Origin of the sequence: Listeria sp. SHR_NRA_18 (assembly GCF_003856515.1) — a bacterium.
GTDB lineage: Bacteria > Bacillota > Bacilli > Lactobacillales > Listeriaceae > Listeria_A > Listeria_A newyorkensis.
Genome location: NZ_QPKR01000001.1, coordinates 527,859 through 543,942, shown reverse-complemented (window position 1 = coordinate 543,942; position 16,084 = coordinate 527,859). Strand labels below are relative to the sequence as shown.

Annotated in this window: 16 protein-coding genes and 1 other annotated feature; of the genes, 14 read left to right on the top strand and 2 right to left on the bottom strand. The window is 43.4% G+C overall.

What is annotated here, in order from left to right:
* Positions 1–9 precede the first annotated feature (9 nt).
* From rpmI to DUK53_RS02710, 4 genes are all read left to right on the top strand, one after another.
* The gene (gene rpmI / locus DUK53_RS02725) at positions 10–210 is read left to right on the top strand and encodes a 50S ribosomal protein L35 (RefSeq protein ID WP_036064633.1); all 201 of its coding nucleotides are present in this window, start codon (positions 10–12) and stop codon (positions 208–210) included.
* A gap of 64 nt (positions 211–274) precedes the next feature.
* The gene (gene rplT / locus DUK53_RS02720) at positions 275–634 is read left to right on the top strand and encodes a 50S ribosomal protein L20 (protein WP_036062116.1); all 360 of its coding nucleotides are present in this window, start codon (positions 275–277) and stop codon (positions 632–634) included.
* Between the two features lie 134 nt (positions 635–768).
* Positions 769–1,848 (top strand): M42 family metallopeptidase, encoded by a 1,080-nt coding sequence (locus DUK53_RS02715; RefSeq protein WP_036130869.1) that lies wholly within the window; start codon positions 769–771, stop codon positions 1,846–1,848.
* A gap of 44 nt (positions 1,849–1,892) precedes the next feature.
* Positions 1,893–2,876: an NAD-dependent epimerase/dehydratase family protein gene (locus tag DUK53_RS02710; protein WP_036093304.1), complete on the top strand. Its 984-nt coding sequence runs from the start codon at positions 1,893–1,895 to the stop codon at positions 2,874–2,876.
* Between the two features lie 44 nt (positions 2,877–2,920).
* On the opposite strand, the gene DUK53_RS02705 is transcribed toward DUK53_RS02710, so the two are convergent.
* Positions 2,921–4,267 (bottom strand): sodium-dependent transporter, encoded by a 1,347-nt coding sequence (locus tag DUK53_RS02705; protein ID WP_036093302.1) that lies wholly within the window; start codon positions 4,265–4,267, stop codon positions 2,921–2,923.
* Between the two features lie 146 nt (positions 4,268–4,413).
* Between DUK53_RS02705 and DUK53_RS02700 the strand changes: the two genes are divergently transcribed.
* From DUK53_RS02700 to DUK53_RS02690, 3 genes are all read left to right on the top strand, one after another.
* A complete protein-coding gene (locus DUK53_RS02700) occupies positions 4,414–5,172 on the top strand; it encodes a TrmH family RNA methyltransferase (RefSeq protein WP_036093300.1) in 759 nt (252 codons plus the stop codon).
* An 81-nt stretch (positions 5,173–5,253) separates the two neighbouring features.
* Positions 5,254–5,520 carry a hypothetical protein gene (locus DUK53_RS02695; RefSeq protein WP_036093298.1) on the top strand — a complete coding sequence of 89 codons (267 nt, stop codon included), beginning with the start codon at positions 5,254–5,256 and terminating at the stop codon, positions 5,518–5,520.
* Positions 5,517–6,059, top strand: coding sequence for a DUF6036 family nucleotidyltransferase (locus DUK53_RS02690; protein ID WP_036093297.1), 543 nt, complete (start codon positions 5,517–5,519; stop codon positions 6,057–6,059). Before DUK53_RS02695 ends, DUK53_RS02690 begins: the two co-directional genes overlap by 4 nt.
* Positions 6,060–6,103: 44 nt before the next feature.
* Here the strand turns inward: DUK53_RS02690 and DUK53_RS02685 are convergent, their stop codons facing one another.
* Entirely contained in the window at positions 6,104–6,448 is a 345-nt protein-coding gene (locus DUK53_RS02685; protein WP_036093295.1) for a DUF6054 family protein, read from the bottom strand.
* Between the two features lie 175 nt (positions 6,449–6,623).
* Between DUK53_RS02685 and DUK53_RS02680 the strand changes: the two genes are divergently transcribed.
* The 7 genes from DUK53_RS02680 (at position 6,624) to DUK53_RS02650 (ending at position 16,016) form a co-directional block, all read left to right on the top strand.
* Positions 6,624–6,950, top strand: a complete 327-nt coding sequence (locus DUK53_RS02680; RefSeq protein ID WP_036064644.1) for a winged helix-turn-helix transcriptional regulator — start codon at positions 6,624–6,626, stop codon at positions 6,948–6,950.
* Positions 6,951–7,225: 275 nt separating this feature from the next.
* Positions 7,226–7,460, top strand: a binding site (T-box leader).
* A 45-nt stretch (positions 7,461–7,505) separates the two neighbouring features.
* Positions 7,506–8,546, top strand: coding sequence for a phenylalanine--tRNA ligase subunit alpha (gene pheS / locus DUK53_RS02675; protein ID WP_036093293.1), 1,041 nt, complete (start codon positions 7,506–7,508; stop codon positions 8,544–8,546).
* 14 nt (positions 8,547–8,560) lie between these two features.
* Positions 8,561–10,969: a phenylalanine--tRNA ligase subunit beta gene (pheT, locus tag DUK53_RS02670; protein ID WP_036093291.1), complete on the top strand. Its 2,409-nt coding sequence runs from the start codon at positions 8,561–8,563 to the stop codon at positions 10,967–10,969.
* A 100-nt stretch (positions 10,970–11,069) separates the two neighbouring features.
* Entirely contained in the window at positions 11,070–11,516 is a 447-nt protein-coding gene (locus DUK53_RS02665; protein WP_036093290.1) for a MarR family winged helix-turn-helix transcriptional regulator, read from the top strand.
* Between the two features lie 18 nt (positions 11,517–11,534).
* Positions 11,535–14,753 (top strand): MMPL family transporter, encoded by a 3,219-nt coding sequence (locus DUK53_RS02660; protein WP_036093288.1) that lies wholly within the window; start codon positions 11,535–11,537, stop codon positions 14,751–14,753.
* A gap of 233 nt (positions 14,754–14,986) precedes the next feature.
* Positions 14,987–15,415, top strand: a complete 429-nt coding sequence (locus DUK53_RS02655) for a hypothetical protein (protein ID WP_036093286.1) — start codon at positions 14,987–14,989, stop codon at positions 15,413–15,415.
* Between the two features lie 13 nt (positions 15,416–15,428).
* On the top strand, positions 15,429–16,016 hold the full coding sequence (locus DUK53_RS02650; protein ID WP_036093285.1) for a VanZ family protein: 588 nt from the start codon (positions 15,429–15,431) through the stop codon (positions 16,014–16,016).
* The last annotated feature ends 68 nt before the right edge of the window (positions 16,017–16,084 follow it).

The following is a 16,084-nucleotide window of genomic DNA, read 5'->3' as shown; positions in this document are numbered from 1 at the left end:
GAAAAATTCATGCCAAAAATGAAAACTCACCGTGGCTCTGCTAAGCGTTTCAAAAGAACAGGTTCTGGTAAATTAAAACGTTCGCACGGTTACACAAGTCATATGTTCGCAAACAAATCTCAAAAACAAAAACGTAAACTACGTAAAAGTGCGTTAGTTTCAAAAGGTGACTTCAAGCGTATTCGCCAAATGGTCGCTAAAATGAAATAAGCAAGTTTTAATTCGGAAAAACACAGAATCTATTTTTGTGAAAACCCATTAGGAGGTAATTTATATGCCACGCGTAAAAGGCGGAACAGTAACACGCAAACGTCGGAGAAAAGTAATTAAATTAGCGAAGGGCTATTACGGCTCGAAGCATACACTATATAAAGTAGCAAACCAAGCGGTAATGAAATCTTACCAATACGCTTACCGGGATCGTCGTCAAAAGAAACGTGATTTCCGTAAATTATGGATTGCACGTATCAATGCGGCAGCTCGTTTGAATGATCTTTCTTACAGCAAATTCATGCACGGTTTGAAATTAGCCGGTATTGACATGAACCGTAAAATGCTAGCAGATCTTGCGGTGCACGATGAAGCAGCTTTCACGCAAATCGCGACACAAGCAAAAGACGCGTTAGCTAAATAAGACACATTGCATAAGCGGTGAACAGAGAATTTGATTCTTGTTCGCCGCTTATTTTTATGCCTAGAAGTGGTTTTGCCAGAAAAAATCGCGTATACTATAGAAGGAAAAGATGTAATTTCGAGGAGGAACGAAAGATGGATAAACAGTTAGAGATGTTGAAAGAGCTTACTGACGCGAAAGGAATATCAGGAAATGAGCGTGCGGTGCGCGAGGTCTTCAAGGATTACATAGAGCCACTTGCAGACACGTTTGAAACGGACGGACTTGGCAGTGCGATTGCAACAAAAACAGGAGACGCGAACGGTCCAAAAATCATGATTGCGGGTCATCTAGACGAAGTTGGATTCATGGTGACTCAAATCGATGACAAAGGTTTTATCAAATTCCAAACAATCGGTGGCTGGGTTAGTTCCGTGATGTTAGCGCAGCGTGTAACGATTGTGACGCGTTCTGGAGAAGAAATTACAGGGGTTATCGGTTCGAAGCCGCCACATTTGATGAGTGCAGCCGAGCGTCAAAAGGCTTTTGACATTAAAGATATGTTTATCGATGTTGGTGCGGCGGATAAAGAGGAGGTCGTGAGTTGGGACATTAAACCTGGCGATATGATCGTTCCTGCGTTCGAATTTACCGTGATGAAAAATGAGAAATATCTCCTTGCGAAAGCGTGGGATAACCGGATTGGCCTTGCGATCGCGATTGAAGTGTTGCGCAACCTACAAGGCGAAAAACACCCGAATATCGTCTATGGTGTTGGAACTGTGCAAGAAGAGGTCGGCTTGCGTGGTGCTAAAACGTCGGCGCACCAAATTATGCCGGATATCGCCTTTGGTGTCGATGTTGGGATTGCAGGCGATACACCAGGCGTGACGGCGAAAGAAGCAGTCAGCAAAATGGGTGAGGGTCCGCAGATTATTATTTATGATGCGTCGATGATCAGTCATGCGCCATTGCGGAATTTTGTGACAGATGTGGCGGATGAACTGGAGATTCCTTATCAATTCGAGGCGATTGCTGCTGGTGGAACGGATTCAGGTGCGATTCATTTGACTGGAAATGGGATTCCATCGCTTTCAATCACGATTGCGACGCGTTATATTCACTCACATACATCCATGTTACACCGTGATGATTTTACAAATGCGGTGAAACTGATTACGGAAGTTGTGAAACGTTTAGATGCGGATAAAGTAAAAGAGATTCGTTTAGGTTAAGAAAAGCTAGCATCACAACAGATGAGCTGGGAGGGTTTACAACAGTGAAATCCGTATGTATTCTTGGCGGAACAGGTTTGATTGGTTACGCCGCAACAAAAGCGTTTCTAGACACGGAGGACTATCGCGTGACGACATTCTCCTTGCCGCCGGTACCGGAAGATGGCGTTCTAGACGCGCGTGCAAAACATCATTTTGGTGATATAAATGAGATGTCTGATGCTGAGATTGTGAAATTTTTAAAAGGGCAGGATATTTTTATCTTTGCAGGTGGGGTAAACGCGCATTATATTCCGAAAAAGCCGGCGAAAGCGTTTTTCTTTCAGGCGAATGTGGAGCCTGTGCAACATTTGGCGCAACTTGCGCGACAGGCTGGGGTATCTCGATTTATTCTCTGTACATCGTTTTATAATTATTTTCATGCGCTGTGGCCTGATATGCAGTTGACAGAGCTTCATCCGTATATTTATGCAAGTGTGGAGCAGGAGATGCGTCTGTTGGCTGAGAACGGGAATGGCTTGGAAACGATTGCGCTGCGCTTACCTTATGTCGTGGGGCTAGTTCCTGGTCGTGTTTCTGCTTGGCAAACGTACGCCAAACGCTTGCAACGCAGGGAGTTTCCGCTTTACGTTGATCATCATAACAAGGCGACAGGTGGTTCGTGCTATATGACGGCAAAACAGGTCGGTCAGGCGCTTGTTGGAGCGGCGAGTGAGGATGTCGTGCCTAAAAGCTATACGCTAGGTTGGCGCAATATCTCAAACGAGGCTTTCTTGATGCAAGCCAAACGCGCGTTGCAATCAGATATCAAAATTAAGACGTTAACATTGCGCGAATTTCAAGCAGTAGCAAGGAAAGAGGCGCATGAGATTGAGCTAGCAGGTCGCGAGGCAGGTTTTGAACCAGTAGCCTACACAGAACTATTAACACGAGCGCTTTACGTAAATCCAATCGAGGCGCTAGACGTGCTCGACTACCATGCAGACAATGTAGAAAAAGCAATTCAAGAAGTTTTTACGACTCTTTAATAGAAAAACGATGATGCCAAGATTGCGCATCATCGTTTTTGCGTTTATAGGATACCTAACTGCTGTAAGAATACAAGGAAAATCGCGATAGGGCATACATATTTTAAAATCAATAACCAAGCCGCGAAAAGTTTGAATCGAAACGCTCCGCCTGATGTAATTTCATCCAGTAAAACTTGGCGTGGCATCCGAAATCCGACAAAGATAGCGATTAAGAAAGCGCCAATTGGGAGTAAGATATTCGATGCAAGATAGTCCGCAATACCGAATAAATTTTTCCCGAAAAGTGTGACGTCGGCTAGAACGCCAGTACTTAGTGACGTTGGGACAGCAAGCAACGTTACAATCGCAACAACGATGAGAAGTACGCGTTTTCTGGCTTCTGGTCGTTTTTCGAGGAAGGCTGTGACTGGCACTTCGAACAAGTTGAAGCTGGATGTCAGTGCCGCGAATAGGAATAAAACTAAGAATAATAGTAGGAGCACAATGCCGAACGGGACTTGGTTGAAAATCGCTGGTAAGACGATAAATAAGAGTCCAGGTCCTGCTTGTGGCTCGATTCTGAATGAGAAAGCAGCTGGAAATATCGCAAGTCCAGCGAATAAAGAAACGAGCAAGTTCATCAAGGCAATCGTCAGCGCGCTACTCGGCAAGAATACATCGCGTTTTAAGTAGGAAGCATACGTGATCATCCCACCAACGCCGACTGCCAGCGAAAAGAAGCTCTGTCCAAGCGCCTGCAAAATCCCATCGGAAGACAAATCCTCAAACTTCGGCTGTAAAAAGTAAGAGACACCATCCATCGCGTTCGGCAAGGTCAATGCGTACACAATCAATATGAGCAAAAATAGAAATAAGGCAGGCATCATCCAACGATTCGCGCGCTCAATCCCAGCCGTAATCCCTTTTAGCAGTACGAAATAGTTAATCGCAATGAATATGACCGTTGCCAAAATAACCTGTAGTGGATCATTGGAAGTCGTTACAAATAGCTCGGTCAAAGCATCCACAGACAGTCCATGAAGTGCTCCGGTCGCGGCTTTCCATATGTAAAGTATCGCCCAACCACCAACCACACAATAAAAAGCAAGAATAAAGAAGCACGTGAGAACACCGATGCGCCCCGTCCAATCCCATTTTGTGTTAGGTGCTAATTTTCGATAGGCCGCAATGGTTCCGCTCTGCGTGTTTCGACCGATAACAAATTCGCCAAGTAACACGGGCAAGCCGATAAATATCGTGAAGATAGCGAAAATAAGAAAGAAAGCGCCACCGCCCGCATTTGCTGTCACGTAAGGCATTTTCCAGAGAGCTCCCAATCCGATTGCAGAGCCTGCAGATGCTAAAATAAATCCTAATTTTGATGTCCATTGTTCCCGATTTGTTTGCATAATACTTTTAATCTCCCCTTTAGTGCGTTTCATCTTTAACGTATTATACCAGTTTTGCGTAGAAGAAAACAACCTGAAAATAAGCTTTTCACGAATAGTTATGCATTATTATGCTATAATAGATAGGAATGGGAGCGTGATGAATCGTGGAAATGATCAAATCAACGAAAAACGACCGCGTCAAAAATTGGCGTAAATTGCAAACGAAAAAAGGGAGACAACAAGAGTTTTCCTATCTGGTAGAAGGCTTTCATCTTGTGGAAGAGGCGTTGCGCCAAGACGGCTTAGTAACCGAGCTGATTGTAGCCCCAGATGTGAAGATACCGGAAGAATGGAATATCACGAATATCCCTATGTTTTATGTGAATAAAGAAGTGGCGACAAGCATAAGTGAAACCATCACCGATCAAGGAATATTCGCCGTTGTGAAAATGGAAGATCCGGAAATCATGATGCTGTTCGGTAAGAAATTCTTGTTGCTAGATGGCGTGCAGGATCCAGGAAATGTTGGAACTTTGATTCGTACAGCCGATGCCGCTGGATATGACGCCGTTGTTCTCGGTCGTGGAAGCGCGGATTTATACAATCCAAAAGTGATTCGATCGACACAAGGAAGCCATTTCCATATTCCAGTTTTGCAAGCGAATTTGTTAAATTGGATTGAGCGCTTGGAAGAAGAAGGCGTGCCAATTTTTGGAGCTGTTTTAGACGATACCGCGACAAAATTACAAGACGTGGAGCCGCGCGAAACATTAGCCTTGATGGTTGGTAATGAAGGAAACGGTATCCAGACAGAACTCCAAACACGACTAACGCATAAGGTGTACATACCGATATACGGTGCCAGCGAATCGCTGAACGTTGCGGTAGCGGCGGGGATTTTGATGTATGGGTTGAGGAAGTAGGCCGTTATCTGGATTGCGAGTTCTGTTTAAACCGTGTTATAATGAAACTAATAAGAATAATGCAGAAAGGAGTGATTTGATATGAGCAGATTTGTTTACCCATATCGGAAATTGGTTATTCAGTATAGGCAGGTGAAATATCTACAAAGAAGTGGATCTCAAAATACGGAGAGATATCGCGAGCAAGTGCAGGTTTTACGCAAGCTCTTACTACATCCGAGTAAATTATTGACTGTAAATAAGCAGGATCGGGATGAAGATTGGCTGAACAAATATATCAATCACTTAAATATGCTTGTTCAGAACGATGCACTTTATAAAGTTGCAAAAGAAGAGCTGACAGTATGATGATAAATAGCCCCAATAGATATTTACAGACTTTGCTGGAAGAAGTGAATAAAGAAATGGTTAAAAATAACGTCCGTGCGGGCGTTATTTTAATAGGCGGTTTATTAGGGAAATATCTTTTGCAAGATGAATTTCGAGAAACTTTTGATATAGATATTATGATACGGGAAGTGGAAGATGCTAACAGCTTTAGAAAGGTGCTAGACCAATTTTCAATTGATGAGGTTACTGTTGTGGAAATTCCGCCCAAAGAAGAAATAGAATTTGCGGATGTCTTACGTTTTTCTAATCTCACAGTCTATATCCCTACGATTGAATATTTTGCTTTGACTAAACTATTTAGTACTCGTGTCAAAGATGAGGAAGACTTGCAGAAGACTGGAATTTTAAAGCATTGTAATATAATCGAATTACTGGAAATGATAGATGACTATAAAGCGTTTGTATTGAACCCTAAAAATAGGGATTACAATTTTTATAATATTGATTCTTACCTAAAATTGAATCATATAGATAGAGTGTCTATTATTGAGAAATAAGAAAAACAGTACGAACCTAAAAATCAGGTTCGTACTGTTTTTGTCTAGTCGCGCATCTTCACTTCTTTAATAAGCACGGGTTTCAAAGCGGATTTGACACCGCCCATAATTCCTTTTGCGGTACTCCAATCAATGTTAAATAGGGTACCAGAACCACCTGTCGTAATCATCGTGACTTCGGTGACGTGGTTAAAATCATGCACGACGATGAATAAAGCGGTATGATTACCTGGACGCAAAGATGTCTGGTCATAGGTTAGCATCCCTTGATGGAACTCACCGAATTGGCGCAGTTCTTCAAAGCTAAGATCGTTCGCTGATTGGGATAATTTAATTAAATCCATCGTTTCGGCTACGCTACTTTTTACAACATACCTGGATTGAGTCATGATTTGTGATCCCTCCAATGACGTTTTCCTGCGCTAGCTTATCTGATACCTCTATTTTACGCTTAAATAAGGTATTTTTCAATGTATCTAATCGCTTATTAATTGTAAGCTAGTGAGTTTAAATGAGTTACTTTCTAGCTCCGAATATGGTATAATAATTTTAGAGGTGAGAACAATGAAAGAAGAAACGCATACAATGTGTCCGAAGTTCGAGAATGCCTTTTCGCTACTTGGTAAGCGTTGGACTGGTCTGATTATTAATGTCTTGTTGGATGGACCGAAACGCTTTAAGGAAATTGCAGGCGAGATTACGCAAATGAGTGATCGTGTCCTTGCAGAGCGCTTAAAAGAGTTAGAAGAATCCGGAATCGTCGTGCGCCATGTGTACCCAGAGACACCTGTTCGCATTGAATATGTACTGACTGAAAAAGGTAAAGGCCTGGAGAAAGTGATGATTCAAGTTCAGGAGTGGGCGGAAGACTGGATTGAATTGAAAAGCTGAGGAAGCCCGCTATGTTGATGAACTTTCAAGCCGTTGTTTGGTTTGATTTAGTGAATCAATAGGCAGTGGAGCATTGCGAGACTACCAACCTTTTATTTGTTAGGAGGCGCAGTAAAAGTCCGCTTTTGACTTTTATGGAGGCCACGAAAATTTCGAGGGGTTGGCTTTTGGAGCTAGATTCGAAGGCGCATAACAATGTTTATGCGCCATATTTCTTTTTTACCTTGATAATTCCAACCAAACATACTATAATGAGACGTATCAACTAAATATACTTAAAGACGTTGAAGGAGACAAGTAGCTTTACGGATTCATTTTTAGGGAGAGGTTATCTTAGACTGCAAATAACCTCATGTGATACGTATGTGCGAACATTTCAGCTCTGGAGTCGCTGTCGGGATTTTTGAAAATGAAAGACAGATCGGTGTGAAGCCGTTATTTTAATGAAGTGGATGGCTTTTTGGGCTGTCTATTAGGGTGGTACCGCGTGATTATAACCTCGTCCCTTTGTGGATAAGGTTTTTTATTTTGGCTAAAAATAAGGAGTGAAGTAGTGTGTTAGATCAGTTGGAGCAATTGAAACAAGAGGCTGTGAAGGAAATTGCGGCTGTGGAAAGTTTAGAGACGTTGAACGATTTACGTGTGAAGTATCTAGGTAAAAAGGGACCGATGACGGAAATTATGAAGCAGATGGGCAAATTGTCTGCAGAGGAACGTCCGAAAGTGGGGGCCGTCGCGAATGAAGTTCGTGAGCAATTAACGAGCGCGATTCAAGAGAAGCAAGAGGAATTGGGCGCAGCGGAAATCAAGAAGCAGCTTGCGAATGAAACGATTGATGTAACGCTTCCTGGAACGACTGTAAAAGAAGGCACGGCGCATTTATTGACGCAAGTTATTGAAGAGATTGAGGACTTGTTTATCGGAATGGGCTACACGATTGCTGAGGGGCCGGAAGTGGAGAAGGATTATTACAATTTCGAGGCATTGAATTTGCCGAAAGATCACCCAGCGCGCGATATGCAAGATAGTTTTTACATTACGGAAAATACGTTATTGCGTACACAAACGTCTCCTGTACAGGCGCGCGTGATGGAGCAACATGATTTTGCGAATGGCCCGATTAAAATCATTTGTCCGGGTAAAGTGTATCGCCGCGATAACGATGACGCGACGCATTCCCATCAGTTTACGCAAATTGAGGGCTTGGTTGTGGACGAAAATATTACGCTAGCCGACTTAAAAGGAACGCTGACGGTGCTTGCGAAGAAAATGTTTGGCGAAGAGCGCGATGTGAGATTGCGTCCAAGTTTCTTCCCGTTCACGGAGCCTTCTGTTGAGATGGATATTTCGTGTTTCAAATGTGGCGGTGAAGGGTGTCGCGTGTGTAAAGGCACTGGTTGGATTGAAATTCTTGGTTCTGGCATGGTGCATCCGAATGTGCTTGAAATGTCAGGAATCGACTCGAAAAAATATAGCGGTTTTGCATTTGGAATGGGTCCAGAGCGTGTCGCGATGTTGAAATATGCGGTGGATGATATTCGTCACCTGTACACAAACGATTTGCGGTTTACAAAACAATTTTCGGTGAAAGAATAAGGGGGCGAAGAGGCATGTTAGTATCATATCAATGGGTAAAAGAATATTTTCCAAATCTGGCGGTTTCAGCAGAAGAGCTAGGAGAACGGATTACGCGTGGCGGGATTGAAATAGAAGGCGTGGAGCATTTGAACGCTGAAATCTCGAATGTCGTAGTCGGCGAAGTCATCACATGCGAAAAACATCCGAATGCGGATACGTTAAATAAATGTACGGTGAATGTTGGCGAATCGGAGCCTGTTCAAATTATTTGCGGCGCGCCAAACGTTGCTGCTGGCCAAAAAGTGATTGTCGCTCGTGTTGGTGCGAAATTACCAGGTGGCATGAAAATCAAGCGTGCGAAATTGCGCGGAGAAGTGTCAGAAGGCATGATTTGCTCGCTACAAGAGTTAGGATTTGAAGGGAAAACGATTCCGAAAGCAGTGGCTGATGGGATTTTTGTATTGCCGGCGGAAGTGGAAGTTGGCGCGGATGCGACGGCGCTACTTGGCTTGGATGATGCAATCTTGGATATGGCGATTACGCCGAACCGTGCGGATGCGCTTAGTATGACGGGTGTGGCGTATGAAGTTGGCGCGATTGTGGATCAAAAACCTGTTTTTGACGCGATTCCGGAAGTAGACACGCAAGGCGATGTATCGGAATATGTGCAAGTGAGCGTGCAGGATGCGGACACGACGCCATTTTACGGGATGCACGTTATTAAGGACGTTGTCGTTGGGGAATCACCACTTTGGCTGCAAACGAAGCTGATGAAAGCTGGGATTCGGCCGCATAACAATGTTGTTGACGTGACGAATTATATTTGTTTGAAATACGGTCAGCCGTTGCATGCGTTTGACTATGCGCGACTTGGCAGTAAGGAAATTGTGGTTCGTCTTGCTAGTGATGGAGAAGAAATTGTAACGCTTGACGGCGAAACACGAGCGCTGAATGCTGGGCACGCGGTGATTACAAACGGGACGAATCCGATTGCGATTGCAGGCGTGATGGGTGGCGAAACGTCTGAGGTTATCGAAACAACGACGACGGTTGCCTTAGAAGGTGCCATTTTTAGCAGTAGTTACGTTGGCCGTGCGTCTCGTGAGCTTAATTTGAGAACCGAAGCGAGTATTCGTTATGATAAAGGTAGCGACGCTTGGAAGGTGGAAAAAGCGTTGCAACATGGCGCGGCGTTAATCGCTGAACTTGCAGGTGGGACGCTTGTTGGTGGCTTGGCGGCCGTTGATAATCGCGCAAAAACCGATAACGTGATCGAAACAACACTGACGCGGATTAATCGTGTTTTAGGAACCGAAATCAGCCCGACAGAAGTACAAGCTATTTTCGCAAAATTACAGTTTGAATTGGCTATAGATGGCGATACGTTAACGATTACCGTTCCATCGCGCCGTTGGGATATTCTGATTGAAGCGGATATTTTTGAAGAAGTCGCACGTATTTATGGCTACGATAAAATTCCATCAACATTGCCGAACAGCGTTTCAGCGGGTCATTTGACAGTCGAACAAGCCGCTAAAAGAACGATTCGTCGCTATTTGGAAGGCGCTGGGCTGAATCAAGCGTTAACGTATTCCTTAACAACCGAACAAGCGGCAACAAAATTAGCGCTTTCAGAAGAAAAAGCCGTGTCGCTTTCCATGCCGATGAGTGAGGAGCACAGCCATTTACGAACAAGTATCGTACCACAACTTCTGAAAGCCGCAAGCTATAACGTAGCTCGTAAAAATAGCAATGTCGCTTTATACGAATTAGGTACGGTTTTCTATGCGACAGAAGGCGATAATTTACCGCTTGAAACCGAACATTTAGCTGGACTTATCACAGGAAGCTGGCGGGAAACCGATTGGCAAAAACAAGAGAAGAAAGTCGACTTCTTCCTATTAAAGGGTATGGTCGAAGGTGTCGTTGCAAAACTTGGACTTGAGGCCGCTTTGGAATGGACGCAAACAGAAAAACAAGATTTGCATCCTGGAAGAACTGCGAGCATTTCACTAGCCGGCGAAGAACTTGGTTATTTAGCGCAAATACATCCGTCTCTTGCCGCGGAGCTTGATTTGAAAGAAACGTACGTGTTCGAGCTGGATGCGGCAAAACTTTTAGCGGCACCGAAAAAAGCAGTGGCGTACCATACGATTCCGAGGTTCCCAAGCATGACACGCGATATCGCTTTATTAGTGAACAAAGAAGTGAGTCAAGCCGCGCTAGAAAATGAAATCAAAGCACAGGCAGGCAAACTGTTAACGAACATCCAACTTTTCGATATTTTTGAAGGCGAAAAACTTGGTGCAGATAAAAAATCGATGGCTTACACGCTCACATTCCTTGATCCAGAACGCACATTGACGGATGAAGAAGTGACGAAAGCCAACCAAGCGATTGTTACCGCACTTGAAACGAAATTTGACGCGGTAGTACGATAATTATTGAAACTGTTCTTTTCCAACTGGAGGGGAGCAGTTTTTTTGCACCTACTGGTCATTTGCGGTATAGTAAATAAATAGTTTAGGGGGTGAACTTCTTTTGGAGAAAGACAAAGTAAGGCAACTAATCAAAAGCTACGAAGAAACATACATATTTGCGACACGGCAACTACATGATGCGATTGCGGAACAGATTTTAGGGAAGCAGGGCATTTCATTTGAACAATTTTTAGTATTGCGTTATTTAGCGGAGCATGGCGAGTCTAGTCCGAACGACCTGGCGACGGCGCTCAGCATGCACAAAAGTGCGATCACAGCGAAGATTAACCGGCTATTCGAGAAGGATCTCATTCATCGCATGAAAAATGCAGAAGATAAGCGCGGATTTAGGTTAACAGTAACGGATAATGGGGAAAAGGTATATCAGTCGTGCGAACAGAAATTGGAAGAACTCGTGTCTAACTGGCTTGAAATTCTAGGCGAGGAAGACAGCGAACAGTTTTTAGCGTTGTATAAAAAAATCACGGAGTCAGTCATCGAAAAATAAAGAGGGGGATTCGATCAAATGAAATGGATTGTAAAATTTAGATGGCCTATCGTCGCAGCCTGGCTCGTTGTCATGGCGGTGCTCATCTTCACGGCGCCGAACATGGCTGATTTAGTCCGAGAAAAAGGGGAAATCAAGCTCCCAGACGGCTATCCGTCATCGCTTGCCACCGAAATGGAGAAAAAACATAATCCTGATAAACAAGGTCAGGCCTACATCGCGGTCTATACATCTGATAAAAAACTCACAAAGACAGACTTAAATAACATCGAAGACTCACTCAGCGATATCGAAAAAAACAAGAAGTCGCTTCACATTACGAGCGTCGTCGATAGTTTCAATCAACCAGAGCTAAAAGATAAATTCCTATCAAAAGACGGCAAAACGATGGTCGCAACATTCAACGTGGATGCAGGAGACACCCCAGTCAAAGAAATCCGCACTGATATCGATAAAAAAATGGACATCAAAGGCGTGGACACATATTTAACAGGTAATGCTTTGATTCAAGAAGATGTTGTCCAGAGTTCCGAAGACGGTTTACATAAAACAGAAGGCATCACCATCGTCTTTATTCTAGTCGTATTAGTATTAGTTTTCCGTTCCGTTGTGGCGCCATTTATCCCGCTACTAACAGTTGGAGTCAGCTATTTAACCAGCCAAGCAGTGGTCGCGTTTCTAGTCGATCAATGGAACTTCCCCGTTTCGACGTACACCCAAATATTCATGGTTTGTATCCTATTTGGAATCGGAACAGATTACTGTATTCTACTGATGAGCCGTTTTAAAGAAGAAATCGGCAATGGTTTATCAGGGAAAGAAGCCGTGTTTGCCACGTATCGAACAGCCGGTAAAACCGTTATTTATAGCGGCATCGCGGTACTCGTTGCCTTCGCGTCACTCAGCTTTGTCCAATTCGAACTATACCGCTCGGCAGTCGCTGTAGCAGTCGGCATTGTGGTGTTGCTCGCCGCACTGTTTACCATCGTTCCATTTTTTATGGCAACGCTTGGCACGGCGCTATTTTGGCCACTCAATAAAAACGTTGGGCACAAAGAAAATAAGTTATGGGGCGCAGCAGGCAAATTTGCGTTCGCCAGACCATTTCTCGCCCTTCTCATCGTAGCCGCAATCACCGTACCGCCAATCATCATGCACACAGGGAATCTATCCTTCAACTCCCTCGACGAAATCAGCGACAAATACCCATCCAAAAAAGGGTTTGACGTCGTTTCCGATAGTTTCGGAGCAGGCCAAGTCGCGCCAACCACCGTGTATTTGGAAAATGATGATTCCATGAAAACCACGGAATATTTGGCGCTACTCGAACAAATTTCGACAGACTTATCCCACGTGGACGGCGTCGAAATGGTTCTGAGTGCCTCAAGACCAACCGGCAAGCGTCTCGATGATATCTACATCAAAGACCAAGCAGGCAAAGTTGGCGATGGTCTAGATACGGCAGGCCAAGGCGTCGGCACAATTCAAAAAGGCTTATCCGATGCTAGTTCACAGATGGCGAAATCAGAGCCACAGCTAAACGAAGCGGTTAAAAGCGTTGGAGAGCTCCAAGCGGGAACCGTCGCAACAAAAGATGGCGTGGACCAACTGCAAGCCGCGTTAACCCAAATTTCGACTGGCATTAAAGCAGGAGCATCAGGCGCAGGCGATTTAGAAAAAGGGATCCAAGAAGCACGCGCCCAACTCGCCAAATTACAAGATGGTCAAAAGCAAATCCAAGCAGGCTATACCCAAATCGGAACCGCTTTACAAAAAGTAGCCGATCAAACATCTAGCTTCCAAAATCCAGCGAAACCAGCGATTGACACAACTGCTTTAGACGCCTTGTTCAGCAACATGGAAGGCTCCCTAAAAGCGTACATCGCAAGCCATCCAGCCGCAATGGCCGATCCCGATTTCAAAGCGATCATGGCTGATTTTGCCAAACTCGGTCAAGCAACGAAAGCGCTAGGGCCACAAATCCAAGCAAGCATTGACAAAGAAATGGCAAAAGCGAAACAACAAATGACAGCTCTAAATCAAGGCATCCAAACATTAGCCTCAAGTATGGCCGAATTAAACGCCAAAAACGCGGAAATAACACAAGGACTCGGCGCTTTCAACAATGGCCTCGGTCAAATTGAAACCGGCTTAACCCAGCTAGAAACAGGCCTAAATCAAGCAGCGACAGGCGAAGATCAAGTCGTGGTAAAAATGCCTGAAATCTCATCCGCACTTTCCCAACTCGCCGCTGGACAAGGCCAATTACAAACCGGATTCACCGCAATGTCAGGTCAAATAGGACAATTAACAACAGGCTTAAAGCAAAGCGCAGATGGCTTAGGCAAAATCCAAACCGGCTTAACAGACGCCAACGATTTCGTGAAAAATTGGTCCAATGTACCGTACGACGAATCAGGCATCTACATCCCAGAACAATTACTAAATAACGCTGACTATCAAAAAGTACTTGATCAATACATGTCGTCGGATGGCAAATTAGCCTCACTGAATTTAGTTTTAACAAAAAATCCATACTCCGATGAAGCAATGGACACCATCGATGGCATAAACGACCAACTAAAATCAAGTTTACAAGGCACGAAGCTCGAAAATGCGAACATCGGAATTGGCGGAATGACAAGCATTAACTACGATACGAGAGACATGTCCAGCGCTGATTACCAATTAGTATTAATTTTTGTGCTAACAGGCGTATTCATTGTCCTAGTCGTTGTGTTACGCTCGCTCGTGATGCCACTTTATCTCATCGCGTCGCTCGTGTTAACGTATTTCGCATCCATTGGGATTGCCGAAATCATCTTCGCCAGAATCATTGGCTATGATGGCCTAACATGGGCAACACCGTTCTTCGGATTTGTCGTACTTGTCGCACTCGGAATCGACTACTCGATCTTCCTGATGACCCGATTTAACGAATATCACGGCATGCCGATTCGCGAACGCATGATTTTAACGATGAAAAATATGGGTGGCGTCATCTTTTCCGCGGTACTTATTCTCGGAGGAACATTCGCCGCGATGATGCCAGCAGGAGTGCTATCCCTACTAGAAATCGCCTCCGTGGTGCTCATAGGACTGCTACTCTATGCATTCGTCGTCCTACCGCTATTCGTCCCAGTCATGGTTCGACTATTCGGAAAAGCAAACTGGTGGCCGTTTATCACTAGAAAAAATGATCATCAGGAAAATATCGACCCGAAAGATCGTAAATAGAATGAAGGCTGAGCAGTGTAAAAAGCTGGTCAGTCTTTTTGGAGTTAAGAAATAATCCATTCAAATGTAAAATAAAATGTTGATTTAACACAAATCGTGTGATAATGTTGAGTTATGTTAAAAAAGGGTGGCTATGATGAGCAGAAAAATAAATACGGGATGAACAACTTAGTACTTCTCTTGATTTAACATATGTAATCGCTTAAAAAGAAAACAAAAAGGAGAATAATTCTATGAAGAAAAACAGATTAGGGAGATTAGTAACTTCATTAATGGCGGGAGCTTTGATTATCTCCATACCATTAGCTACCGTACAAGCAACGGTTAGTCAAAATGTAAACTTTACGTTTAGTTATAATGTGGTTAGTGGGGCGAAAAACAATAAATATCATAAACTAAGTAAAGGGTATGTTAATCTCAAATTAGCTGTTTCCGGACAAGGAAAATCAACCGAAAAAATTGATGTAAGCCTTTTTAAGGAAAGATGGGGTCCAGATGATTATTATGGCGTAAGACCGTGTATACAAGGAAAAGGTGGTGCAAGTGTAACGACGACACATGAATATTATGTTGGAAGCGCCTCTTCTGATTTTTATATTAAAGCCGAGAAAGTGAGTAATAACTACACAACAAAAGGTGTTGGGACTATTAAAAATAAATAAGGTGGCGTAAAATATGCTGACAGCAAAAGACCTACTTCTTGTTGCCCTTATTATCTATGCGTTCTTTCTAATTCGGTGGATTAGGAAGAAAGAGCCAATTGAGAAAATAATTTTTAAATCGTGTATGTTTATTTATATATCAGGGGTTGTGGGCTATACAATATTCCCAATTATGACGAATAGTAGGTTAATTGAAGATACTCGATTATTTAGAGAAGGTGTGTCAGGAATTAATATCATCCCTTTTGCGACTATTTGGGAAATTTACATGTATAGTGGAGATATGGATGTCAGTCAAGGTATCTTTCAAGTAGTGGCGAATATCATTATGTTTGTACCGCTGGGCTGTCTGTATCCACTATGCTCAAAGTATAAAGTAAGCTGGAAAAGGATGTTTTTGTTAGCTGTTGCGTTGTCTGTGTCTATAGAACTTCTCCAATTACTACAAAACATATTTTATCAAGTTGCTTTCAAATATGTTGATGTGGATGATTTGATATGGAATGTGAGTGGCGGATTGATTGGATACGCATTATTTCGACTTTGCAAACCAATTTTTCAAAAACTGAGGGTTATCATTTTTGATAAGAGTAAAATCTAGCGAATTGGGAAACCATGAAGCTAGTTTTTTATTTTGGCAAATGGATATAGTTCGAATTTCAAGTCTGC